Consider the following 25,850-nt stretch of genomic DNA (forward strand, 5'->3'; position numbering starts at 1 on the left):
ACGGTCAGCAAAAAAGCCAACCTTACTCAGTTATAAATACTTCAGGAAAAGAGACTACATCCTAACAAAATCCTATTATTGGATAAATAACTTGAGAAGTTAGTGAAAGGGTATTTTAAAGATATTGTATTGTTTATCAAATTGTTAAATTTGAGTATTGTGAAAACTTGTAAGAATTGAGAGGCGGGAAGTTGTCTTAATTTACTTATATTTGTACTAAAAGTTTCTAATTACCGTTTACAAGAAAATATCAAATCAAATAATTTTTTATGAAGCATTTAGCCCTTGTCCTCGTAGGATTGTTATTAGTTATCTCATCTAGTTGTAAAAAGAATAACGTTTCTACAAAAACTAACACTGAAAAATTGACTGCCAAAGTATGGATGGTTTCCGAAGTTTCTTCAACAGGAGGCTTGGTAGTAGTGTACAAAAGAGATTTGGCCAGTAATGGATATGATTTATCAAAAGTACGTTTGGAGTTTCTTACAAACGGAACAATTCGCGGTGTAGATAACAATGGAAATACCTCGACAAGTGGTACTTGGAAATTTGTGAATAACGAGACTCAAATCGAAATTTCAGGAATCAACTTTGCAGGAATCAACTTTGGTACGATTACAGTAACTCGCTTAGAGGATGCTAACTTCGACTTTACAGGTACTGCATCAATTCCTCAGTTGGGTATTCCTTCAACTGATGCAACGGTGAAAATGATTCCAGCAAACTAATATTTAGTGAGTTAGGGTTTATGATTAAGTGATTATTTTATCACAATTTCATTATCCCAAATTAAAAATCCCCACAGAACAAAATTTATTTGTCCTGTGGGGATTTTTAATTAAAAGAAGGGCTATCGTGTATCTTCTGCTAATATGGCAAAAACTGTTTTAGATAGTTTCTTGCAGTTAGAATAGCTTTTTCAATATCTGCACTTGAACCTTCGTAGGCTTTATCCTCTACTTCAATAACAATCGGTCCACGGTATCTAACATCATTGAGTGCTGAAATGAATTTTCCCCAATTGATGTCTCCAAGTCCAGGGAGTTTTGGAGAATGGTATTCCAAAGGATTTGCCATAATGCCAACTCTGTCCAGTTTTTCTTTATATACTTTGGCATCTTTCAAGTGAATATGATGTAAGCGCTCAGTGTAATCATAAATCGGGCGGCAGTAGTCCATTTGTTGCCATAACAAGTGCGAAGGGTCATAGTTTAGCCCTAGCGTTGCTGAAGGAATAATGGTAAACATTTTGTCCCAAATAGCTGGAGTGGTAGCAAGGTTTTTGCCCCCTGGCCATTCGTCGTCAGTAAAAAACATTGGACAGTTTTCAATCCCTATTTTTACGCCGTTATCTTCTGCTAGTTTGACAATCTCTGGCCAAACTTCCTTGTATTTATCAAGGTTGTAAGCAACATTTTTCGAAATATCTCTTCCTATGAATGTATTCACTACAGGAACTCCCAATTGCGCTGCCGCCAAGATGATTTTCTTGATATGGTCTTGAAAAAACTTAGCCTGCGTTTCATTAGCATCTAATGGATTAGGATAATAACCCAAACCAGAAATATAGATTCCTTTAGCAGCTACATATTGTTTGATATAGTCAATTTTTTCTGGAGTTAAAGATTCAACGTCAATGTGCGTAACGCCTGCATAACGGCGAGCATCGGCATTGCCTGCTGGCCAGCACATAATTTCAACACATTTGAATCCGTTTGCTGCCACAAAATCTATGGCTTGTTCGAAGGTATTATCTGCTAAAATGGCACTTACAATTCCTAAATCTAACATGTTTTTGGAGGTTTTATCTTAGTTTTTTATTTGGATGTTTTTATAAAGAGCTTTACAAATTTTTCTTTTTAAGTTCACTGACAGCAAAATTCACAGCTCTGGCAGTTAGCGCCATAAAGGTCAACGAAGGGTTTTGATTGCCTACCGACGTCATTGCTGCACCATCTGTTACAAATACATTTTTGCAGTGATGTAATTGATTATGAGCATTGAGCATAGATGTTTTTGGGTCTTTTCCCATACGTACGCCACCCATTTCGTGAATGTCTAGCCCAGGAGACTGTTTGGTATCGTACATGAAAATATCTTTTATGCCTGATTTTTCCAATATTTCACTAGCTTGATGATGAAAATCTTGCACCATCTTAGTGTCGTTAGGCTCATTGTACCCCACAGAGGTAATTAATTGAGGGATTCCCCAAGCATCTTTAAGCTCAGTTGATAGGCGCACATGATTTTGCTCCTGCGGAACGGTTTCGCCTTGCATCATGATAAATACGCCCCAAGGACCTATTTCGGTAGATTCTCTTTTAAAGTCAGAACCAAATGCATCGCTATGGATGTCACGATTCCAGCCAGTTCGATAAGCGGAAAAAGCGACCATATAGCCACGGAGAAAATCAGTTTCTTGTTTACGCAAGTTTCTGAAAGAAGGTATAAAGGCCGTAGTTGGACGTCTGCCTAGATAATACTCTTTGTCAAAACCTTCATAGGTGCCGCCTCCAGCGCCTCGGTAGTTGTGAAACGCTACGTATTTCCCAAGAATACCATTATCGTTGCCCAAGCCATTTGGGAAGCGATTCGAGGTCGAATTTAATAGAATCAAATTGGTATTTAAACAAGCAGCATTGACAAAGATTATTTTAGCGTAAAACTCTGTCATTTCTTTGGTTTGAGTATCGATGACTCTCACGCCCGAAGCTTTTTGTTTTTTTTCATCATAAATAATTGAATGAACTACCGAGTGAGGTCGTAAGGTGAGATTACCTGTTTGGGCAGCCCAAGGTAGGGTAGAAGAGTTACTGCTAAAATACCCACCATACGGACATCCCCTGTAACATAAGTGTCGAGCTTGGCATTGCCCTCTGCCTTGCTTCAGATGAATTTCTTTAGGCTGAGTCAAGTGTGCACACCTACCAATAATTACTTGTCGATCAAGGTAGTTTTGTTTGACTCTTTGTTGAATATGTTTTTCGAGACAATTGAGTTCCCAAGGAGGTAAAAACTCACCATCAGGAAGGCTATCAATGCCATCTTTATTACCACTAATTCCTACAAATTTTTCAACTTTGCTATACCAAGGAGCTAAATCTTTGTATCGTATTGGCCAATCCACCGCAAAACCATCACGAGCTGGTCCCTCAAACTCAAAATCACTCCAACGTTGTGTCTGACGAGCCCAAATCAGAGACTTTCCGCCAACTTGATAGCCACGAATCCAATCGAATGGTTTTTCTTGAACATACGGATGTTCGTGGTCTTTGACAAAAAAGTGTGAAGTAGCTTCGTCATACGCATAGCAACGCTTCACGATAGGGTCTTTTTCTTGTTCTGCTAATGGAATTCTACCATGATGGGGCATATCCCAAGGGTTGTACATGGCAGTTGGGTAGTCTTCAATGTGCTTAACCTCTCGGCCACGCTCAAGGACAAGCGTTTTGAGACCAGCTTCACAAAGTTCTTTTGCTGCCCAGCCACCACTAATCCCAGAGCCAACAACGATGGCATCATAGGTTCTTGATTTGTTGGAAGTAATATTCAAATTCATCTTTTTGAAAATTGGGAGTTTATTTTCTAGTTTTATAAAATGGGGTAGAGGAAAAAAGTTGACTTAAATAAAAAAGGAATAGCTTTTCATTCCTGAATTTAAGCTATTCCTTCAATAAAATGTTGTGGGGCTATAAGGTAAATAGAGGGATTATTTATCCAGAAAACCTTTTATGTGGGCAATCATTTGATCTGATTGACAGGAGGTTGCCATGTGTCCACAGTTGCCCTCTAACAAAACCAATGGGCACTTGAGTATTTTTGAAAGCTGAATAGCAGCTAACGGGTTGACCATTTGGTCTTCTGGAGCCACCAAAATCATGACCTTAGCCTTTACCAAAGGAGCTATTTCTTGTGGTGTTTTGCCTTGATAAATATCCTGCTGGAGCATGGCACGTAACTGCGATGCCCAGTCATAAGCATTGAGTGTTTGGGCTTCTTTTTCTAATTTACCAATCAATTCTGGATAGGTGGTGGTTGGCGTATTCTGGGCTCGATACGAAGGTGTCCAAAGATGCATTTGATGTAGCGCGTTCACCGATGCCATCGCTTCAGGGCTATAATTGCCTCGTTCAATCAGATTCAATTGAAGATTCCAGAACAGTTTATCATAGCTACTTTGCTGGGGTGAACCAATAATTGGAACTATCTTATCCATGTAATCAGGATAACTGAGCATCCATTGGAAAGTTTGCATACCACCCATAGAAATACCTGTGACTGCGTATAAATGAGATAGTTTGAGGTGTTCGCTACTCAATTTATAACTTGCCACTACCATATCTCGAATATTGAAAGTCGGGAAAAGTTGATTTTTTTGTGAAGTGCTATTAGAAGGTGAAGACGATACACCGTTGCCAAGGGCATCTACTATAATGACAAAATATTTGGTACTATCCACGAAGCTTTTGGGATCGGCTACGAAAGATTTCTGTTGGCTATTTCCTGTAAACCAAGTAGGGACTAATACAGCGTTGGATTTGCTTGCATTCAGTTTACCAAAAGTTCGATAGCCAATTTTACAATCTTTAATAACTTGACCATTTTCGAGTTTGAAATCGCCAAGATGATAAAATTTTTGTTGAGCTGTAGCCCAATTAGCAAGCCCACACAATAGTAGGAAGAGGATTTTTTTCATAGTTGGTAAAATAAGTTATTGGTTAGTTGTTTTTATCGGTTATTGGTTAGTTGTATATCAGAGAGTTATGGTGAAAGTGTATTTCGAAAATACAATTAAGTAATCGTGCAGAACAAGATTTAAGTTTTTTGTTGAAGGCATAAGGTAACAGGCACAAGGCAAAGAGTGTTAAATCGTTCTTTTGTAAGGATAGATAAATTTTTGCCGAATGCCCATAGCTGAAAGCCGAAAGCTAAAGAAAACAAAGAGATTTTTATTAAATTATAAAGACTTTTTGCCTAATGCCTACGGCTTACAGCCTAGCACTTAAATCTAGCTAAACGAAAAATTTAACTCACAATTCACTCAATAAAAAAGGGATTAAGGATTTTGTCCTTAATCCCTTAAAACTTTGATAGTTTTTGGGAAATGTGTCCTTGACCTAGACTGAATTATTCTTCACTGTCGTAATTGATTACCTGCATCTTGCGACCTTTGATAACCTTACGGAATTTGTTCATTGTCAAGCGGTGTTCACGTTCGAAGCCTACATGATACATGGATCTTACTAAAAGTGTAAGAACAATAAGTACTAATTCAATCATGTAAGGAGCTACGAAAACCAAAGCTAGTGCTGAGGCCACACCCGTTACTACAAAATAATACACATACCAATCCTCACCATTTTTTTCTCTTAATCTAAAAATTAGAGGCAAATGAAAAGGCAATGCCCATAAAATATTCTTATTATTCTCTGTTACTCCATGATTAGTCCCGAACCATAAAAATACTAAAATCCAACCAATAAAACCAGCAATGCTGAATAGTATTTTATCTAATTTATAACCTTTTTGTCGTCTTTTCCAATGGTCGTAAGTTTTCCAACAGGTAAACAATAAAACCATTAAGAAAAAGAATGCAGGTTGTAAGAAAAACGGCATTGGTTTTACTTCCTCTTTTACTAATGGAAATAAAGGTGCCTCTGTATCAACTAAATAGCGAAGAACTCTGTGGGTCATTCTTTTGGCTGCGCCTAAACTTCTGTGCAAGTTGGCAGGAATATAATTTGCTTCAAATTGAGTCGTGCGTTCATCCGCCTCAGAACCCAATGCTATATTCATCGCGACTGCTGGCCAACGCATATCTCCAGCATAAAGTGACTTATTCATCCATTGTCTGAATGTCGTATCACTCATAGTTTGCAAATTTGCAAAGTGTACGCTGTCAGTACATGCTACTACAATTGCTTCACGTACACGAGTGGCACAGTTGTCGGTAAAGAATTTATATTGATAGATGCGTTTTGCTGGGTCGTTATAGGTTTTGTCCAGCTCATCAAGAATTCGCTGTTTTTGAGCTAGAGCCATATCCAATACTTGCTCGCTCATGCCACGCTTCATATACTGGTAGTAGGCGATGTAATCACCAATAGGACGATACTCCATTTTGTAAGGCAACGTTCCTTGGATAAATTTCCAGTAAAAGTTAGGGGTGCTAAAATCGTATACGCCCCAATTATAGGCACGGTCAATGCCATTAGCTGGGTCATAAATCCATAGGAGAGAGTGCCCAAAAACATCATTCAACTCTTTACCAGGGTCGATTGTAATGACACTTACTTTAGCACTTTCTGAAAGTTTCTGAGCATTGGCTGACAGGAAACAACTACCCAGAAAACAAAATAATAAAATAATTTTAGATAGAATGTTGAGGTTTTTCATGTAGTTGAGGTTTTGCAATGGCGATAAATACACCCGTAAGAGTTGTATAAAAACCAGATGGTTCAATTCTAACAATACAACTCAAAAGGAATAGACTCTATTTAATTTTGGCTTTGGTTTCTGTAAATTATTAATATTTACTGAAAAATAGAAACCAAATGACAGGTAATTACCGAAAAATTATTCTTTCCCTGCAATTACCAAAACGATTTCACCTTTAATCGTATTTGGATTTTCTTGATAGTGTTTTAAAACTTCTGCCAAGGTGCCTCTAATATTTTCTTCAAACATTTTGGTCAATTCTCGTGACACACAAGCTTGGCGATCAGCACCCAAGTATTCTCCTAGTTGTTCAAGGGTCTTAATTAAACGATGCGGAGATTCGTAAAAAATCATCGTACGCTCTTCGTTTTGAAGATTTTGTAAGCGCGTTTGGCGTCCTTTTTTATGTGGTAAAAATCCTTCAAAAGTGAAGCGGTCAGACGGTAGTCCCGAATTGACGAGTGCAGGAACAAATGCCGTGGCTCCTGGGAGACATTCAATTTCTAATCCTTGTTTCAAACACTCACGAACCAATAAAAAACCAGGGTCTGAAATGGCAGGTGTGCCCGCATCAGATACAAGGGCAAGATTTTTCCCTTCTTTCAACATTTTGATAATACCCGCGGTACTGTGGTGCTCGTTGTGGGCATGGTGTGCAAAAAGGGGCTTAGAAATGCCCAAATGCTTTAAAAGCATACCAGAATTGCGAGTATCCTCTGCCAAAATACCATCTACTTGTTGTAGTATTTTAACAGCACGAAGGGTAATATCATCAAGATTGCCAATGGGAGTTGGCACTAAATACAATTTACTCATTAGTTCAATGTCCAATAATAATCTTTATAAAAGTGCATCTATTGCCTTAGCCAAGGCATGGTCTTTCTCCGTAACGGTATTACCAGCATCGTGAGTAGTAAGCTCGATGGTAACTGTATTCCAAACATTCGACCACCACGGATGATGATTATGTTGTTCGGCTAAAAGTGCCACACGGGTCATAAAGCCAAAAGCTTCTGAAAAATCCTTAAACTGAAAAGTACGTTGTAATTTTTGGTCTTTTTCTATCCACATAGTCGATGAAGAGGGCTAAATGCAAAAGGGATGCTTAATCAAGCCCGAAGATACTTGATTTTTGAGGGAAAATGATGATGTCGAGGGAAAAATAGGGTAAAAATAGGGAACAGGCACTAAGGCATAAAGTGACATAGTATTTTCAGAATCTTTTACGAGCTTTTTAAACAAAGTAAATTTTACTTTCAATCACTCTGTGCCTGTTGCCTGTTCCCTCTTATTTATCCCCCCATTTTCTTTCGCCATTCCAGAGGCGTTATACCTTCTGATTGTGAAAACCATCGACTAATATGACTATGGTCGTTGAAACCCAACTCAAAGGCAATTTCTTTTATACTCTTATTGGTGGAAAGTAATTGCTTGAATCGGGAGAGTTTTCGTACTTGTATTTCTTGAAAAATCGAATGCCCGATGGCTTTTTGGAATTTTTGATTTAATACTTTTACAGAACTATTACTTACTTGTACAACGTCTTGTACTTCAATAGCTTTGTGAATATTAGCAGAAATAAATTGTATTGATTTGTTTACTTCCTTGTCAGTAATAGCCACAGTATCTGTAGAGGTTCGTTCGATAACTTCTAGGGCTTCGGTCGAAATAATTTGTTGATTTGGTACTTTTCCCTGCAACATATCACTAAGTGTAGAGCAAATGTTGAAGGCTGTACTTTGATGATTGCGAGCAATGCTCGAAAGGTTAGGATAGGTAATATTACAAATTAATTCATCGTTGTCTATCCCTAATACTGCTATTTCATGCGGTACTTTTACTTGTGCCATCGAACAGGCATTGATTAAAATTTGTCCAAAATCATCGTTACAACATAAAACACCCGTGGGTTTAGGAAGAGATTTTATCCACCTAACTAAGTGCTCAAAATTGTACGAAAGTACATCTTCTTCATTGCCTTTGAGCAAAAATGAACTAAACTGAGCATTTGAAGAAATAGCCATTTCCCGAAAAAACGTTCTTCTTTGTAAAGACCATTCTAGGTTTTCTATTCCTAAAAAAGCCAAACTTTTGAATCCTTTTCTGGTAAAATATTGGATGGCTAACTGAGCATCTGATAAATAATTTCCTTTTACATACGGAATACCCTCCACATGATTGACAGAGGTAACCTGAATCATGGGAATGCCCAATGGTGCCATTTGGGCAATATCTTCACTATTTTCTAAAATACAGGCATCTGGTTGTACCGATTGAATCAGATTGATTCTATTGTTTGCCCGATGGTTTTTTAGAAAATAAGCGGGTTCAAAAATAATATCCCAATGACTTATCTGATTATTGTAATCATAAATGCCACGCAACAAATCACGACTATAACCCCGATTGGATTCAAGATGGATAAATACTTTGTGAGACATGGCTTTTTGTTTTGAAGAATACTTTTCCAAAAATACATTATTTGGAAATAATTGGCGATAGAATAACCAAAAATGGTGTCATATTGTCAATTTTCGCTTTTTACTTTTGTGAAAAATCAAAAAGTAAAAACCATGAGTTCTTCTGTTAATATTAGAGATTTTAAATTGTACAAGGCGGTTGCGCCCTTGAAAAAGCCAATTGCTGATGCGACACATACGCTACACGAAATTTCGTTTTTGGTATTGCGTCTACAGCTCGAAAATGGTGTTATTGGCGAATCTTATCTGCTTTCATTTCAATATTCTCCTTATGCCATTCAAGGGGCTTTTAGAGATTTATTGCCACTAGTAAAAGGCTATGCAGCGTATGAAACGGGAAAAGTTTACCAAAAATTAGACGAAGCCAACGAATATTTTGGAAATCAAGGTATCAATCGCTGGGTGCAGGCTGCTGTCAATATCGCCATGTGGGATGCTTGGGGAAAATGTTTGAATCAGCCTGTTGGCAAGCTTTTGGGTACTTATCGTGATAAATGTGCAATCTATGGCAGTGGGGGCTGGCTTTCCTATACGATTGACGAGCTAGTTGCAGAAGTAACAGATTATGTGTCTCGTGGTTTTCAGGCTGTAAAAATCAAAGTGGGCAATCCTGATTGGCGTACAGATTTGGAGCGATTGAGAATAGTTAGAGAAGCAGTGGGTAGTCAGGTAAATATCATGATGGATGCCAATCAGGGGATGAAGTTGCCTTCTGCATTACAATTGGCAAAAGCAGCGCAAGATTTGAATATCTTTTGGTTTGAAGAACCGCTTCACCATCAGGATTTTGAAGGATATAAGGCACTCAAACAACAAGCGGGTATATCTTTAGCGATGGGCGAGCGTGAATATGATACCTTACCATTGGTGGAGTTATTGAAGCGAAATGCATTGGATATTTGGCAACCTGACATTCTCAGAATTGGTGGAGTAGAAGCTTGGCGTGAGTCTGCCTTACTGGCTAATAGTCATCATATTCCTGTTTTACCTCACTATTACAAAGACTATGATGTGCCATTGGTTTGTTCTATTCCAAATGGAGTAGGCGTAGAGTCCTTCGATTGGATTGACCCATTAATCGATAATCCGATGACGGTAAAAGATGGCTTTGCTTATCCACATCAAGGAGCAGGCTGGGGATTCAATTTTGTCGATGATACCTTAGAACTGATTTTTTAGACATGAATATATTTTCATTAAAAGGCAAAAGAGCCTTAGTTACAGGCGGAGGCACAGGTATTGGCTTAGGAATCAGTAAAGCCTTCATTGAAGCAGGTGCGGAGGTTGTTATCACAGGAAGAAGGGAGGAAGTCCTGCAAGATGCTTTTAAGGAGTTAGGCCAAAATGTACGCTATCGGGTATTCGATATAACGTGCAAAAAGGAAATCCCAGCATTTATTCAAGATTTAGAGACCCAATTTGGTGGCATAGATATCTTGGTTAATAATGCAGGTATACACTTGAAAAAGTTTTCAAATGAAACAACCGATGAAGAGTTTGAAAGTATCATTCAGACCAATTTGTTATCCGTTTTTTCCTTTACTAGAGAATGTGCCAAATACATGGCGCAACGCAAAGGCGGAGTCATCTTATTTATTGGTTCAATGGCAGGGATATTTGGCATAGACCGTGTCTCTGCCTACGGAACCTCCAAGGCTGCGCTGACAGGTTTGATGCAAAATCTAGTAACGGAGTATTCTAAGGATTTAATTCGAGTAAATACCATTGCTCCAGGTTGGATAGAAACCCCCATGTTTTTGAATGCCATCAATGCAGATTTAGCAAGGAAAGAAAAAATCACTAATCGCATAGCCATGCCAAGTTATGGTACACCTGCCGACATAGGGCATACGGCGGTATTTTTAGCTTCGGATGCCGCGCGATATATTACAGGTGTTGTATTACCTGTGGATGGTGGTGCATCAGTTAATTTTTAACAAAAAACCTGATTCAATTTTGTTGAATCAGGTTTTTTGTTTTACAAGTTTAGGTATTGATTGAAAATATAGTCATGATTTTATTAGAAATAATTTGTGCTTTTTGCTTATGAAACATAGCCTAACTAACCGTGAACACAAAGTGGCAATCATTAGAAAATTACATTCAAAACTCATTATTCAGCAATAGTACTCTATTTTGGTTTGGCATATTCTAGTACTGCTTTATCTACAAATAATCCATAAAGTATGAATGCGACCGTAGACACAATAACAACAAGTATGTATGCCAGCAAAGTAAGTGCCATCACTGCAAGAATTTTGATAATAATCTTTTTGAGAGGAATCTGATTGTAAAAACCTTTGAAAAACCAAACTAAAATAAAGGGAAGTATCAAAAAAGAACTTTGTGAAACGAGCATCAATTTTTCTGGACTTTGTCTAAAAAGAAAGAGTATTGGGTACAAGACAATTATGCTTACTAGGGTGTAATAAGACACTACATACGAGTTCATAACGATATGCTCATAATAATTATGTCCCAGCTTTTTGAATGGAATTCGGGTAATAAAAGCAAAAACGGGTAATAGCAATATCATGAGTATTGCATAATAACTTGAAATAGCTGCAAAGATATCCGACATGAGCTTTGAATTAATGTGCTGCTGCTCGGTATATTTTTTCATGATATCGTTTAAATTCAATAAACTTACTGATACAAAAATTGAAATACCAGCTAGCACAAAAGTAAGAGCGATAGGTTTGTAATGGTCGACTCGGTTGCCTTCCATGTACTCACGAGCGGTTTTGCCGGGATTACGAAGAATTTTTAACACTGAATAGAAAAAGCCTTTGTTGACATCTACAAAAATGTCTTGAATCTCTTCTAAGACGTAAGCTCGATTAATTCTTTTGTATCTTCTTTGACCACAGTTAGGGCAGAAGTTTCCTGTGATGGCTTCTTTGCAGTTTCTACAATTTTCTTCAAGCATAGTGTTTCAATTTGAGTTTTGGAAAATGAAAATTCTCCTGAGTAATAGGTTACACAGGTTTTAATAATGGAAGAGGAAAATTAGAATTAGCTTCAAAACAAATCTGTCGTAAAGCCGAGTAGACATTGTTATAGATAAAATGCCAGCGGTTGAGAATTTGAAGGTTTAAGGTTTAAAGTATTCATAAAGGTCGGTTTAAAAATGTATTGAAATGGAGCGCTTTATTATTCATTTTCCTTTTTGCCCTTAAACAGAAAGTATAATCCCGCTGTCAAGGAAATACCATAAACAATGTCGAGATAGGGTCTTTTAAAGGTTAAGGTCGCAAAGTCGAAATCCTTGTAAAGACCAGTGCCAATAATGATGACAACAAGTAGCATCGGAAAATTTACATTTTGGTTTTTCATCTTGATTTTTTTTAGAGATAATAAAATAGAAATCGCACTAGAATCGAAGCTGAAATTTTACTGGAAGATATTTCCATGTAGGAGATGAGCATAGAAATCAACTCTCTTTTGGAAATTTGAAAATATAAAATAGTAGAGGTAAATTCTAATAAAGCCCTAAGTTTTTATCTATTCAAACCTAGAATAATGGATTAGGACTTAAAAACAAAAAAGCCCACCGTAATGGTGGGCTTTTTCTTGGTAGAGAGCGAGGGATTCGAACCCCCGGACCTGTTACAGTCAACAGTTTTCAAGACTGCCGCAATCGACCACTCTGCCAGCTCTCTGTGTTTTGATGATGCAAAATTAGTCTTTTGGACAATACGATGCAAACTTTTTTTGAAACTTCAATTGAAATATTTCCTAAGAAATCACTTAAAGTTTTAGTAGTATTTTCGTAATCAGAATATTACGAGGAGGGGTAAATCTTGAAAAAAATGAAAATATTTTTGAAATAGTCACTAGCGAGTACTTAAAAACTCGCTAGTAATGCTTGTTATGCCTCAAATTTTTTGAAAATAGAGGAGGCTGTATGTCCTCCAAAACCAAATGAATTGTTTAAAGCATATCGAATTGGCTTCTCTAATTTTTCTCCTAAAACTATCTGAAGATGTTGAGGAATCTCTGGGTCTAAGTCCGTAACATTCATCGTAGGAGGGGTAGTATCATGCTGAACAGCCATTACGCAGTAAATACTTTCAATAGCTCCCGCAGCACCCAATAAGTGTCCAGTCATAGATTTTGTAGCTGAAATGGCCGTGTTGCTGTTGCCAAAAATGGCAGAAATCGCTTTTATTTCACTCAAATCGCCTACACCTGTTGAGGTGGCGTGTGCATTGATATAGTCAATATCTTCGGGGTTTAACCCTGCATCTTTTAAGGCATTGAGCATTCCCAATTTTGCGCCCAAGCCGTCTGGCGATGTACCAGTCAGGTGATAGGCGTCAGCGGCCATGCCACCTCCAGCAATTTCCGCCAAGATAGTTGCTCCTCTTTGCACAGCATATTCATAATCTTCCAAGATTAAGGCGCCTGCGCCTTCACCTGCTACAAATCCTGTACGATTAACATCAAATGGTTGTGAGGCTGAACTTACATTGTTTTTTGATAAAGCTTGTGCTGCCCCAAAGCCACCAATAGTCCCAGGCGTAATAGCTGCTTCCGAGCCACCAACAATCATTACTTTGGCACGCCCCAGTCTGATATTATCAAGTGCATTGATTATGGCAGTATTCGAGGAGGCGCAAGCAGAAACAGTACAGTAATTAGGTCCTAACAAACCATTTCTGATAGAAATAACGCCCGCCGCAATATCTACAATCATTTTTGGAACAAAATATGGATTGAATCTAGGCGTGCCATCGCCTGTAAAGAATTCTTGTAATTGATCCTCAAATGTTTGCATACCACCTTGACCAGTTGCCCAAATTACACCTATTTCGGCTCTTTGGGCTTCAGTCATTGTGGCAAATTGCAATTGCGATTGTTGAATCGCCTGTTCACTCGCTGCCACGGCATATTGAGTAAACAAATCGTATTTACGAATTTCTTTTTTCTCAAAATAATCGAGCGGATTAAAGTTTTTAACTTCACCTGCTATCTGAGTTTTAAATTTGCTTGCATCAAATTTGGTAATGGGGCCAATGCCCGAAATACCTTTGAGACTATTTTCCCAAAAACTAGCAACATCATTTCCCAAAGGAGAAATAACACCGAGTCCTGTGATTACTACACGTTTCATAATGCTGAGTTTAAGGCAGTAAATGCCTGTTCTGGTGATTGAAGATAAAGTTGAAATAAAGAATTGGTTAATCCAACATCTACTTCATATTGAAGCTTCATTTGAATACTTTACAAAAATGTACCGTTCGGTATATTTTTGTGTAAAAAAATTATAACGAGTTTATTAAATTTTCAACAGTCTTCATCAGACTTTGCATATAGTCTAATTTACCACTGACTTTGGTAAGCATAACAGCTCCTTCAATGATGGCTATAATTTGCAGCGCTAAATCTTCTGCTTTGTTTTCTGAACGAAATTCTCCTGCTTTTATACCTTCATTGATTAAAAATATTAGGGTATTTTTCCAAGAATTAATCGCTTTGCTAACCTCTTCACACATAAATGGAAGTGTGTCGTCTACCTCGATAGCGGTATTAAGAATCACACAACCGCCCACAGGAAACCTAGGGTCATTAAATAAAGTATAGATTCGTGGGTAACAAAGAATCTTGCCTCTGAAGGTTGATTCTCTTGCCATTTCTTCTGCAACAAGGTTGGTAACCTTTTTGAAATTATAGCGAAATACTTCAAGCGCAACTTCATCTTTATTTTTGAAGTTGCCATAAATACTTCCTTTAGTCAGCCCAGTAGCCTCCGTCATATCCTGCAAAGAAGTAGCCGCAATACCTTTGGTATTGAAAAGAGTTGCGGTTTTCTCTATGATAAACTGTTTGGTTCGTTCGGCTTTCCCCATGACTAAGCAAATACTTATTAAATTTTATGAAGTAAAAATATACCGTTCGGTATTATTTTGCAACTGTTTTTTGCTTTTTCGAAAGGAAAATACGCATCTCCTTTAAATGAAGAGTATAAATTGTAATAATTTAAAGTTTTAATTATATTTTATTTAAAATGCAATAAATTAGTGTAGAAGACGAACGCTATTGCTTCCTTCAAAAAATTAGCGTGTCAACCTAAATATAGAAACAAATGAAAATACTTGCTTACTTATCTATTGTGCTCGTAGGACTTGTATTTAGCGCCTGTTAGCGTGAGATTCAGCCGTATGTCTTATATTATAGCAGTGTGCAATTCAAAACGCAACAAGGTGATACTTTAGCGTCGTTGAAGACAATCAAAAATGGGATCATCTTTCATAAAAATATCACATTGGTGATGCGAGATGGAAGTCGTAAAGAAATATCGAAGGAAGGACTCTGGGGTTATTCACAAGGAGATAAAGTGTATCGAAATTATGGAGATAGGTTTATTCGGGTAGTTACGCCATATTCAGATAGTACTATAAAGTATATGGCGGATAGAAGTGTTACTTTTTGGACATCTAATGGCAATCGAACTATGAACCAAGTGATGTTATTATATAGTAAGGATTTAGATTCGAAAGTTTATACTTCTGTAAAAAAGGCAAAGCGATAGAAACAAAAAAGCCCACCGTGACGGTGGGCTTTTTCTTGGTAGAGAGCGAGGGATTCGAACCCCCGGACCTGTTACAGTCAACAGTTTTCAAGACTGCCGCAATCGACCACTCTGCCAGCTCTCTGTGTTTTGATGATGCAAAATTAGTACTTTTTTACTTTGCCTCCAAATTCGTTTTGCAAAAAAAGTAAAATAAAATAAGAAGAAAATTCTCCTACCTTTGATTTTCAGGAAGATAAGGGCAGAAAAAAAAGCGAAAAAAATGTTTTCAGCACTGGTTTAACCCATGATTTTTCCAAAACTTAATCCTATTTGTAGCGATTCTGCACCAAAATTGACTGTATCAGCTCCAGTGCTTAGCAGAATTATTCAGGATTGTTTCTGATGTTTGTAAAGAGGATTTTTGCTCAATGAATATAATCTTGTTAAATGAGCTTAAAAGGAGCTTAAATTATACCCTCAATGCCACGTTTGGACTTGGAAGTATTACCACTTTTATTGTAACTTGTCATTCGTTTTTCCCAGACAGAAAAGTATATGATAAATAAAATAGGTCAATTCCTTAAAAATCTTGGAGTTAAACTTTTTCGACTGATTTGGTTCCTGCCAAACCTTTTGTTGGAGAAAGTACTCGGAAAACAGAAACTCGCTGCTTTCTATCAACAATTTAACTCTGCTCAAGAACAATACGAAGAAAAGAAAAATCAACTGCTCGACTCTCTCGGAGTAGATAAAGAAGCTCAATATTATCTTCAGGTTCGTAAACTTTGGAAGGCTTTTGCTTGGACGGTCTTTGCTGGTGTTTTCTTTATTTTCACGATTGAAAACAACTTTTTATGGCTTACAGGAGAAATGCCTTCAGTAGGTGAATTGCAAAATCCCAAACTTTCCCAATCATCAGAGATTTATTCTGCTGATGGTGTTTTGTTAGGTAAATTTTTTCAAGAAAATAGAACCCCTATTAAAAACTACAAAGAGCTTTCTCCTTACTTAGTAAAGGCTTTGATTGCCACCGAAGATGCTCGTTTTTATGAGCATTCGGGGATTGATTACCGTGCTATGTTTGGTGTGGCTGTTGGTATTTTGAAAGGTGGCGAACGTGGAGGTGGTAGTACAATCACGCAGCAGTTGGCCAAAAACCTTTTTAAGACTCGTAAAAAAGAAGGTATCGCCAAAAAAGGTTTACTTGGGGTTATTCCAGGGGTAAAAACGTTGATTATCAAAACTAAAGAATGGCTTACTGCCATCAAATTAGAGCGTTATTATACTAAGGATGAAATCATTTTGTGGTATTTGAATACGGTTGATTTTGGTAGTAATTCTTACGGAATTAAAGTGGCTGCCAAACGTTATTTCAACACTTCACCCGATAGTCTAAATGTTCAAGAAGCAGCTGTGTTGGTTGGTATGCAAAAAGCTACAACTACCTATAATCCAATCAAATACAGAAATAAACCTTTGGGTGAAAATAAATCTTGGAAAAGAAGAAATGTAGTGTTGTCTCAAATGGTAAAATATGGCTTCCTGAAACAAGCTCAATATGACTCACTATCAACTTTGCCAATTGTGTTGAAAGAGCATGAAGAGTCACCTTATGATGGTACTGGTAACTATTTTAAAGTGGCCGTTGCGAAATACTTAAATGAATGGGCTGCAAAAAATGAAATTGAATTAGACTTGTATCGTGATGGCTTGAAAATTATCACTACCATTGACTCTCGACTACAAACTTATGCTGAGGATGCTGTATCGGAGGGGATGCGTAATATTCAAAAAACATTTGATGGGCACTGGTCTGGTAAAAATCCATGGGTGGACGAAAAAGGAACGGAAATCCCTGGGTTTATAGATACCGTTGCCAAACGTACAGAATATTATAAGTCTTTAGTAAAGCGTTTTCCGACCAATCAAGATTCTGTTTGGTACTATATGAAGAAGGTAAAACGCAAAATGTGGGTATATTCTCGTAATACTGGTGGCGAAGAGCAACTAGAAATGACACCATACGATTCGATTCAGTATTATAAAAAATTCTTACAAGCTGGGATGATGACCATGGATCCATTCACTGGACATATCAAAGCTTGGGTAGGAGGTTTGGATTTCAAATATTTCAAATACGACCACGTCAAACAAGGGAAGCGTCAGCCCGGTTCAACTTTCAAACCTTTTGTATATACTGCTGCTATTGATGGTCCAAAAGATCTTTCTCCGTGTTATACAATGAAAGATGAGCCATTTGAGATTGAAGTAGAGGAGAAAGGAGAAATGAAGCTATGGCGTCCAAACAACGCTGATGGACATTTTAGTTATCAGACTATGCCAATCAAACGTGCTTTGGCAAAATCTATTAACTCTATTACTGCAAGACTAACAGATGAGGTTGGAGCGGATACTGTTATGTATTATGCCAAACAAATGGGTATCGAAAGTCAATTGCGCCCAGTAGCTTCTATTGGTTTGGGTTCTTTTGATGTATCATTATATGAAATGGTGGGTGCATATTCAGCCTTCGTAAATGAAGGTATTCATGCTGAACCTTTATTGGTTTCCGAAATTCAAGATCAAAACGGTAATGTAATCCAACAGTTTGATCCTCAAATCAAGCGTGTAATTAAAAAGGAATCAGCTCAGCTATTACTCAATATGCTACAAGGAACAATCTATGAAGGTGGTACTGGTAGTAGCTTGTTGTGGGGAGATGGGGCTACGTTGTTACCCGAAAAAAATCGCTATGCGCCAGCATTTGCAGGTAAAACGGGTACTACCTCGAATCACTCTGATGGTTGGTTTATGGGGATGACTACAAACCTAGTAACGGGCGTTTGGGTTGGTGGTGACGACCGATCTATTCACTTCCGAACGGGTGCGTACGGAGAAGGCTCCAAAACTGCAATGCCGCTGTATCGAAGATTTATGCTTAAAGTGAAAGGTGATCCTGATTTAAAACAATATCATCCTGTGCCTTTTGAAAAATTGGATCAGAAGAAATTTACCAAACAGTTTAACTGTACTGGAAACTGGTGGGGAGAAAGTCGTTCTAGCAATGATAGTACTACCGTTTCTACAGACTCTTTGGGTGGAGGTTCTGGTGGTGGTGTCGAAGTAAAACCTGACTCGACGAACTAAAATCAAAGATTTTATATTCTAAAACACTTAAATAAACTTACATTACAAGTTGAGATGCAAGTTTATGAAACAAAGTATAAATAGGCACAGGGTAATTTTTAGTTTCTGGCTAAAAAATACTCTGTGCCTATTACCTTTGTAAAAACAACAATAAAATGGTTACTAAAGAGGAAATAAAACTATACTTCGAAGGTTTACAAGACCAAATTTGTGCTGCTTTGGAACAAGCGGATGGTGCTGCCAAATTTCATGAAGATTTATGGATTCGTGAAGCTGGTGGCGGAGGTCGTAGTCGAGTAATTCAAAAAGGGAATGTTATCGAGAAAGGTGGCGTTATGTTCTCGGCAGTTTGGGGCGATCTACATGAAAAAATGCTGGCTTCGATGGGTCTGAAAGAAAAAGTAGATTTTTTTGCTACTGGCGTTTCTATTGTTATTCACCCGCAAAGTCCAATGGTGCCAATTATTCACATGAATGTGCGTTATTTCGAAATGAGTAACGGGGTATTCTGGTTTGGTGGTGGTATTGACCTGACTCCGCATTATATTGTCGACGAAGATGCGCAGTGGTTTCATCAGCAATTAAAAGATGCTTGTGATAAGCACAATGCAGAGTATTATCCTAAGTTTAGGACTTGGGCTGATGACTACTTCTTTAATGCTCACCGAAACGAGACTCGTGGTATCGGCGGTATTTTCTTTGATTACCAAAAAGTTGATGAAACAAGAGATAAAAATCAGCTATTTGAGTTTGTAAAGTCAATAGGAGAGGCTTTTGCACCGATTTATACCCATTACATGAACAAGAATAAAGATATTCCATATACCGAGCGTGAGAAGGAATTTCAGGCACTTCGTCGTGGTCGCTATGTAGAGTTCAACTTGGTGCATGACCGTGGAACGAAGTTTGGTTTGGAAACTAACGGTCGTACAGAGTCTATTTTGATGAGTATGCCACCTATGGCTCAATGGGTGTACAATTACCAAGCCGAAGAGGGTTCTGAAGAAGAACGTACCCTTTCGTTGTTGAAAAAAGGAATGGAATGGGTGTAGGGTGATTTGAAAATTTGATGATTTGAAGATTTGAAAATGTTTTATAATTGAATTATAAAATTTGAAAGATAGTCTGTTAAAAATGATAACTAACTTTCGATAGTACTAAAAAAGGCTGTTGATTTCTTAGAAATCAACAGCCCTTTTTAATTAATATTAGCCATTAGTTCAAATCTTCAAATCATTAATATACATATTTCCCATTTCCAGTTACCTTAAATGATTTTAGTTGTCGGTGAGATTCAAAATATTGATAGCGAGGTTGGAGTTGTGCCCAAAATTGTTGCATGGCATCGCTATTGATGACTTTATTACCGAGCCAAGGACGCCAGTATTCAATATATGCTGGACTTTTACTGTAAGCTTTTAATTCCTCAAAAGATTTCTCATCTAGTCTTGCTGGGAATATATCAACTGGGATTTTTTCTTGACCAGCATTTCTAGCTTCAATGGCCAAGATATATACCTCTTTTATTTTGTCGTCGGTAATAGGAATACAACCTGATGTGACATTGGTGCCATGTATGAAGATATCAGAGCCTGGTTTTGACTTATTTCCTAAAATTCGGTCTGATTGATTCGGATAGTTTAGTCCTAAGGAGAGGTAGAAACTACTCATAGGATTAAAACGATTTATATGGTAAAGCCCTTCGGGAATTTGCATATCTCCCTCTTTTCTTTTGGGACCCAATGATCCGCAGTAGCCCGCAAAAGCATAATTCATGATATGCTGAAATGATGCATCAGTGCGGTTTTTACCCCAAATCTCTAATGTTTTTTCGTTCTTAATTGCTCTGAAATACAACTCTAGTTGATTGGGTTGTAAATGTTTAGACACCAATAAAGCAAAAACCGCTTCTGATTTTTGGTCATAAGCGGTTTGTACTCGGTCATATTTCAACTGCAATGCCTTGAAATCCTCTACCATAAATGCTGTTGTCAGGAAAATAGAAGCAACTAAAGTGCTGATTAAATTGAAGTTACGCAATGGGAATCTGCTTTGTTTAAAAAATAAATTTTAATTCTTCTCATCATTGTAACCCAATATTCTATTCTGCTTTCCAAACGATTTTCTTTTGTTTTCCTACGATAAATACGATGCGAGTAGGACTAGGTAACAATATCAGACGAGCATTTGCGGCTGGATCGTCAACAAACTCTACTTCAACACCTGCATCTCTTCCGACTTCAATCGCACCATCGGCAGTTACTACGAATTTCTTCGCTAGGTAAGCTGTTGGTAATAATACGTCAGACTCTGGACAATATTCATCGTGTACTTCTTTCAAGATTCCTTCTAAAAAGTCTCCATATTCGTCGTTGAAGTCATCTTCCAAATCGTGAAGTTCTTCTTCAATGTCATCATAGCTAGCGTGGTCGTAGCCCATTTGGCTCAATTCTACTCTTTTCTCGAATAGGGCTAGTAAAGCTTCGTCTAATTTTTGCAAATCCATTGTTGGGAATGTTTCGTGTTTTGACTTTTTCCGAAACTAGGTTCGGGGGGTTATTTCAAGTTTTTTTATATACTTGAGATAAAAGAAATTTCACAAAAATAACAAATGCCCTTTAACCTAATAGCATAAAATGAAAAATTTCGCAGAATCGTCTACACCAAAAAGTTGAGAATAGACAAATCCCAAGGTTTATCGGCTTGATAAGTCATGAATCCTTTTTCTATAACTAAGGGCGAAGGAATATTGTTATGATAAAGTTGACCAGTACCTAATCCTTGCGGAAGAGGGTTGGCAAATTCGGCAGCAAACTGGGTAATAGCGTTGAGTCCAACGTTTGATTCAAGCGCTGAAGTCATCCACCAACCAATTTTGAGTCGGTTGGCATTTTCTATCCATTCTCTACATTGTTGGAATCCTCCCACCAATGAAGGTTTTAGGATAATATACTGAGGCATGATTTTTTTGAGTAATTTATATTTCTCAGGATATTCCATCATACCGATTAATTCCTCGTCGAGTGCGATAGGGAGAGGGGTTGTTTGGCATAGCTCAGCCATGATCTCGGCATTGCCTTGCTTGATCGGCTGCTCAATAGAATGAAGATCGTACTCCGATAAGCGCTTGAGTTTTTCTAGGGCTGTATCAAAACCAAATGCACCATTGGCATCTACACGTAGTGTAATTTCATTTTTGGAAAAATGCTTGCGAATATAACCTAACAACTCACATTCTTTCTCAAAATCAATCGCACCTACTTTCATTTTGATGGTTGTATAACCCGCCGCTAGTTTTTCATCAATTTGACGAAGCATAAACTCTTTGTCTCCCATCCAGATTAGCCCATTGATAGGCAAATTGCGTTGGTTTTGATGGAAACCATTGTCATAAATGACCCTTTTTCCGCCATTGAGCAAATCCAACATGGCCGTTTCGAAACCAAAAACAATAGAAGGGAAGGATTTGTCAAGAACTTGATCTAAAATAATGCTTAGATTCCAAGAAAAAACCTCGAGGTCGAGTGTATTAAAATATTCGCAGATACTCAATAACTGAAGCTCAAAATCTGGACGGTCATCGATGCTTAATCCTTTCAAGGGCGCACATTCTCCTAAACCGAAGACACTAGGATTTTCGGTATCAAAAATTTTAATAAAGTAACTATCTTTTTCTGTTAGAACACCCCTCGACGTTCCTGCTTCAAACTTGAAGTTGAGTGTATGTTTTGAAAAGACCGCTTTGAGACTCATTTTTATGTATTAATAAGGACGCAAATAGGAGGATGCTCCGTTTGGTTGATGACTGTTAAATTAGTAGGCAAAATAAAATTTATTTTACCTGCTCTGGGCATTAGCCTTTACGCTAAGGCAGATAATGTGAAGACCTTAGAGGTTACATAATAAATTCTTCAATTATCATAAAGCTCTTTTAGAAGCCCTTAGAAAATCTACTTGGCGTGGCAACAAAGTAAAAATTAAAAAACAATTTACGATTTTTTTACTTTGTAATGAATTGACTTTTAGAATATTGTCTAAAATTGTTTTGCCCTATACTCGTTAAACTTTCTTAAAAGGGAGGTGAAATTAGTAAAAAGTCGTTACTCTTTCAGAATTTTGTCTTGTAAAATCAGTCAAATAATTGAATTTATTTAAAAATCGATGTTCAATTAACTTATGAATATTATACTAGTAGGTCTATTGCGACCTTTTTCGATATTATACGGTTGGATTACAACTTTCAGAAATCTACTTTTTGATTGGGGAATAAAATCGTCAAAATCATTTGATTTCCCAATCATCAATGTCGGTAATATCACCGTTGGCGGAACAGGCAAAAGCCCTCATGTAGAATATTTGATTCGGTTGCTACAACCACATTATTCACTTGCAACCTTGAGCAGAGGTTATGGTCGTAAAAGCAAGGGCTATTTACTAGCCAATCCGCATTCAACTGCGGAAGGTTTGGGCGATGAACCTATGCAGTTTTATCAAAAATTTGGACACCAGATTTCTGTAGCAGTTTCCGAAAAAAGAGTTTTGGGCGTATCTGAGCTCATAACAGGTGTTCATCCCGAAGTCATTGTATTGGATGATGCCTTTCAACATAGAGCTATTAAACCCTCGTTGAATATCGTTTTAATTGATTCTCAAAGACCCATTTTTCATGATTTTCCCTTTCCTGCAGGAAGATTAAGAGAAAACCGAAGTGGGCTCAAGCGTGCAGATATTGTGATAGTATCCAAATGTCCTGACAACTTTGGTAAAGCCCAACAACAAGGTTTTATCCAAAAATTGAAGCCCTATCTAAACCCAACAAGTCCCGTGTTTTTTTCAACAATACAATATGGTGAAGTTACTTCTTGCATAGACGATTGGGTGCTTCAAATACCTCAAAAAGTAGTCTTGGTATCAGGGATAGCCCAACCTCAACTGTTTGAAAAATATGCTAGAGATACCTTTGAAATCATCGAAAACGTAACCTTTCCCGACCATTACTCTTATACCAGAGCTGATGTTGAAAAAATTTTGCTTATCTTAGAAAAGGCTGAATTAGGCGCAAAAGGCGTTTTGATGACAGAAAAAGACATGGTGAAAATAAAGCCATTATTGGTTGATTTTCCTGATAAACAGCATCTTTTCTATTATTTACCTATTCAAATTGGCTTTGAAGTCAATCAGAAAAAGCAATTTGACGACTTGATTTTGAATCATTGTCAAATGTACGTGTCTTAATTCTCACAGATATTATGCCGAAGGATTCGGATAATGGATTAATTTTGCAGGGTGAAAACATCGCAATATCTTATACTCGTATTTACACTGCTGATTTCAGGCAGTATTTTTTCCCAAACTACCACCAGTAATACCTTTTCTACAGGTGGTTTAGGGAATAATAATGGCTTTCCACCAGCCCAAACCCAACAAAAAAAGACCAATCAAAAAGGCGGATTAGATGATTCCACAAAAGTAATCTATGGGCCAACTTCAAGTAGATATTTTCTAGAAGAAGACGTTTTTAATAATAGAAAAAAACTCTATACCATTGATACCCTTCTGAAGGGCTTTCATAATTATAGTCCTATTTTACAACGGAACAACACGCAGGTTGATTTAGGTATTTTAGGATCAGCTTCACGTCCATTATTTTACCAAGCACCTGACCAATTGGGAACGAGGATTGGCTATGATGCATACACTTTTTATGCCATCGAACCCAAGGATGTAAAATATTACAATACTCGCTCACCTTATTCGGATATTTACTACGTGACTGGTGGTCAGGGGCAAGATATTTTAAATTTTGACTTTAACCGAAATGTTGACTCGCTTTGGAACGTTGGTCTGACTTTACATAGAATTACTTCTACCAAACCTCTCGTAGGTGGTACTACCACTAGTACTATTCCCAATGCTATAGGACACTGGGAGTTTATGCTTCATTCTAATTATCAAAGTAAAAACAAGAAATACAGTATTATGGGCTATCTAAACCGATTTGACCATAATATTATTGATGAAGGTGGCGTCGCTCGAAATGGAGTTCCATATGATTCATTACTATTGTATGATGATAACAATGCTATTTTGACCGCTGCCAATAGTCGTGATACTTGGAATAACATACATATATATCATGAATATGCAGGGTATAAAGCATTTCAAATTTTTCAAACCTTAGATTTTGAAAGTAGAAAAACTCAGTTTGTCGACAAAGGATATTCTACCAGTTTGACAAATAAGTTTTACAATATGAGCTATTTGAAAAGCCCTACGACAACCGACACCCTTTACAATGGGTTTAGTGCCACGACTTTTCAACATAAATCAGGGATAAAAGGATTTTATAGAGGGTTTAACTATCGACTCCATTTTCGACAAAGAATCTTAAATTATACCAATTTATTGAATAACGAAAAATTGAGCCGCAGTGAAAACTTCTTGGGTATTTGGCTCAATCAATATTTAAAAGATAGTACTAGATTCTTCGCCGAAGGTGAATACCATGTAGGAAGTGGCTATCGATTGAATGCAGAATTGAGAGGAAAATGGCTGAATTTTGGAGGAACATTTTTTAGAAATGTCCCTACTTTGGCGCAACAGTATATGTACAATAGCTCTTATCGTTGGCCAAACGATACCATTAAGCAAGCCAACCAATTGAATAACTTACAGGTATTAAGTTTTTATGCTAATGGTACTTTGAAAATCAAAAACTTCGTATTTAGTCCTTTTGCAAGTTTTCAGACCATAGATAATTATATTTACTTTGACCAAAAAGCTCTTATTCAGCAATCTACGGGTAGTCCGATTGCGATTTTTAAAGCAGGAGGAACCGTAGGGTTTCAGTCTGGGAAATTTACGAATACCAACAATATTTATTGGGCATACACCAAAAGTTCTGATTTAATCCGTATGCCAGCCGTTACGATAAATTCTCGTTTGGCACTCGATATTTTGTATGCCAAAGTGCTCTATATTCAAGCAGGTTTGGAATTATATTACAAGTCGGGCTATTATGGCGATGCCTATATGCCAGCTACTCAACAATTTTATTTGCAAGACAATCAGTATTTGAACAGCAACTTCCAGGCAGATATTTTTGCGGATATGCGTATCAATCGTGTGCGGGTATTTTTCAAATTATCACATGCTAACCATCGACTGTTGGGCTCTAGGGGCTATTACATCGCGCCAGGATACGCAGGTGTAGGTAGAACTTTTGGCTTTGGTGTTAGATGGTTGTTGTTTGATTAATTTAACAATAG

22 protein-coding genes and 2 tRNA genes are annotated in these 25,850 nt (G+C 37.4%); 8 read left to right on the forward strand and 16 right to left on the reverse strand.

What is annotated here, in order from left to right; all coding sequences use genetic code 11:
* The first annotated feature begins 269 nt into the window (after positions 1-269).
* Positions 270-728 (forward strand): hypothetical protein, encoded by a 459-nt coding sequence (locus BWI92_RS12030; protein ID WP_095163503.1) that lies wholly within the window; start codon positions 270-272, stop codon positions 726-728.
* 139 nt (positions 729-867) lie between these two features.
* Here the strand turns inward: BWI92_RS12030 and BWI92_RS12035 are convergent, their stop codons facing one another.
* The 7 genes from BWI92_RS12035 to BWI92_RS12065 all read right to left on the reverse strand — a co-directional run bounded on the left by BWI92_RS12035 (position 868) and on the right by BWI92_RS12065 (position 8,879).
* Complete coding sequence (locus BWI92_RS12035; protein ID WP_095163504.1) at positions 868-1,791, reverse strand: sugar phosphate isomerase/epimerase; 924 nt, start codon at positions 1,789-1,791, stop codon at positions 868-870.
* Between the two features lie 52 nt (positions 1,792-1,843).
* Entirely contained in the window at positions 1,844-3,559 is a 1,716-nt protein-coding gene (locus BWI92_RS12040; RefSeq protein WP_095163505.1) for a GMC oxidoreductase, read from the reverse strand.
* 150 nt (positions 3,560-3,709) lie between these two features.
* Positions 3,710-4,696, reverse strand: a complete 987-nt coding sequence (locus tag BWI92_RS12045; RefSeq protein WP_095163506.1) for an alpha/beta hydrolase — start codon at positions 4,694-4,696, stop codon at positions 3,710-3,712.
* Positions 4,697-5,127: 431 nt separating this feature from the next.
* Positions 5,128-6,396, reverse strand: coding sequence for a DUF4105 domain-containing protein (locus tag BWI92_RS12050; RefSeq protein ID WP_095163507.1), 1,269 nt, complete (start codon positions 6,394-6,396; stop codon positions 5,128-5,130).
* A gap of 180 nt (positions 6,397-6,576) precedes the next feature.
* Positions 6,577-7,254, reverse strand: coding sequence for a 16S rRNA (cytidine(1402)-2'-O)-methyltransferase (gene rsmI, locus BWI92_RS12055; protein ID WP_095163508.1), 678 nt, complete (start codon positions 7,252-7,254; stop codon positions 6,577-6,579).
* Positions 7,255-7,278: 24 nt separating this feature from the next.
* Positions 7,279-7,509 carry a 4a-hydroxytetrahydrobiopterin dehydratase gene (locus BWI92_RS12060; RefSeq protein WP_095163509.1) on the reverse strand — a complete coding sequence of 77 codons (231 nt, stop codon included), beginning with the start codon at positions 7,507-7,509 and terminating at the stop codon, positions 7,279-7,281.
* Positions 7,510-7,730: 221 nt separating this feature from the next.
* Complete coding sequence (locus tag BWI92_RS12065; protein ID WP_095163510.1) at positions 7,731-8,879, reverse strand: DNA-binding transcriptional regulator; 1,149 nt, start codon at positions 8,877-8,879, stop codon at positions 7,731-7,733.
* Positions 8,880-9,011: 132 nt separating this feature from the next.
* On the opposite strand from BWI92_RS12065, the gene BWI92_RS12070 reads away from it, so the two are divergent.
* Entirely contained in the window at positions 9,012-10,097 is a 1,086-nt protein-coding gene (locus tag BWI92_RS12070; protein WP_095163534.1) for a mandelate racemase/muconate lactonizing enzyme family protein, read from the forward strand.
* A gap of 2 nt (positions 10,098-10,099) precedes the next feature.
* Positions 10,100-10,855 (forward strand): SDR family NAD(P)-dependent oxidoreductase, encoded by a 756-nt coding sequence (locus BWI92_RS12075; protein WP_095163511.1) that lies wholly within the window; start codon positions 10,100-10,102, stop codon positions 10,853-10,855.
* Between the two features lie 194 nt (positions 10,856-11,049).
* Here the strand turns inward: BWI92_RS12075 and BWI92_RS12080 are convergent, their stop codons facing one another.
* The 5 genes from BWI92_RS12080 to BWI92_RS12100 form a co-directional block, all read right to left on the reverse strand.
* Positions 11,050-11,847, reverse strand: a complete 798-nt coding sequence (locus BWI92_RS12080; protein ID WP_095163512.1) for a DUF3667 domain-containing protein — start codon at positions 11,845-11,847, stop codon at positions 11,050-11,052.
* Between the two features lie 224 nt (positions 11,848-12,071).
* Entirely contained in the window at positions 12,072-12,254 is a 183-nt protein-coding gene (locus BWI92_RS12085; protein WP_095163513.1) for a hypothetical protein, read from the reverse strand.
* Positions 12,255-12,492: 238 nt separating this feature from the next.
* Positions 12,493-12,580, reverse strand: a tRNA-Ser gene (locus BWI92_RS12090).
* Positions 12,581-12,789: 209 nt separating this feature from the next.
* The gene (fabF, locus tag BWI92_RS12095; RefSeq protein ID WP_095163514.1) at positions 12,790-14,034 is read right to left on the reverse strand and encodes a beta-ketoacyl-ACP synthase II; all 1,245 of its coding nucleotides are present in this window, start codon (positions 14,032-14,034) and stop codon (positions 12,790-12,792) included.
* Positions 14,035-14,185: 151 nt separating this feature from the next.
* Positions 14,186-14,770, reverse strand: coding sequence for a TetR/AcrR family transcriptional regulator (locus tag BWI92_RS12100; RefSeq protein ID WP_095163515.1), 585 nt, complete (start codon positions 14,768-14,770; stop codon positions 14,186-14,188).
* Between the two features lie 332 nt (positions 14,771-15,102).
* Here BWI92_RS12100 and BWI92_RS12105 point away from each other — a divergent pair, with 332 nt between their 5' ends.
* Entirely contained in the window at positions 15,103-15,453 is a 351-nt protein-coding gene (locus BWI92_RS12105; protein WP_141234762.1) for a hypothetical protein, read from the forward strand.
* 36 nt (positions 15,454-15,489) lie between these two features.
* On the opposite strand, the gene BWI92_RS12110 is transcribed toward BWI92_RS12105, so the two are convergent.
* A tRNA-Ser gene (locus BWI92_RS12110) sits at positions 15,490-15,577 on the reverse strand.
* Positions 15,578-15,990: 413 nt separating this feature from the next.
* Between BWI92_RS12110 and BWI92_RS12115 the strand changes: the two genes are divergently transcribed.
* On the forward strand, positions 15,991-18,582 hold the full coding sequence (locus BWI92_RS12115) for a penicillin-binding protein 1A (RefSeq protein ID WP_095163517.1): 2,592 nt from the start codon (positions 15,991-15,993) through the stop codon (positions 18,580-18,582).
* A 155-nt stretch (positions 18,583-18,737) separates the two neighbouring features.
* Complete coding sequence (gene hemF / locus BWI92_RS12120) at positions 18,738-19,634, forward strand: oxygen-dependent coproporphyrinogen oxidase (protein WP_095163518.1); 897 nt, start codon at positions 18,738-18,740, stop codon at positions 19,632-19,634.
* A 184-nt stretch (positions 19,635-19,818) separates the two neighbouring features.
* Here hemF and BWI92_RS12125 read toward each other — a convergent pair whose 3' ends face one another.
* The 3 genes from BWI92_RS12125 to BWI92_RS12135 form a co-directional block, all read right to left on the reverse strand.
* Positions 19,819-20,622, reverse strand: coding sequence for a murein L,D-transpeptidase family protein (locus BWI92_RS12125; RefSeq protein ID WP_229362992.1), 804 nt, complete (start codon positions 20,620-20,622; stop codon positions 19,819-19,821).
* 61 nt (positions 20,623-20,683) lie between these two features.
* Positions 20,684-21,088 carry a hypothetical protein gene (locus BWI92_RS12130; RefSeq protein ID WP_095163519.1) on the reverse strand — a complete coding sequence of 135 codons (405 nt, stop codon included), beginning with the start codon at positions 21,086-21,088 and terminating at the stop codon, positions 20,684-20,686.
* A gap of 152 nt (positions 21,089-21,240) precedes the next feature.
* Positions 21,241-22,335: an o-succinylbenzoate synthase gene (locus BWI92_RS12135; protein ID WP_095163520.1), complete on the reverse strand. Its 1,095-nt coding sequence runs from the start codon at positions 22,333-22,335 to the stop codon at positions 21,241-21,243.
* A gap of 423 nt (positions 22,336-22,758) precedes the next feature.
* Between BWI92_RS12135 and lpxK the strand changes: the two genes are divergently transcribed.
* Both lpxK and BWI92_RS12145 read left to right on the forward strand, forming a co-directional pair.
* Positions 22,759-23,817, forward strand: coding sequence for a tetraacyldisaccharide 4'-kinase (lpxK, locus tag BWI92_RS12140; protein ID WP_095163521.1), 1,059 nt, complete (start codon positions 22,759-22,761; stop codon positions 23,815-23,817).
* Positions 23,818-23,868: 51 nt separating this feature from the next.
* On the forward strand, positions 23,869-25,839 hold the full coding sequence (locus BWI92_RS12145) for a putative porin (RefSeq protein WP_095163522.1): 1,971 nt from the start codon (positions 23,869-23,871) through the stop codon (positions 25,837-25,839).
* The last annotated feature ends 11 nt before the right edge of the window (positions 25,840-25,850 follow it).

It is taken from the genome of Flectobacillus sp. BAB-3569, from assembly GCF_002270355.1.
GTDB classification, from domain to species: Bacteria; Bacteroidota; Bacteroidia; order Cytophagales; family Spirosomataceae; genus Flectobacillus; species Flectobacillus roseus.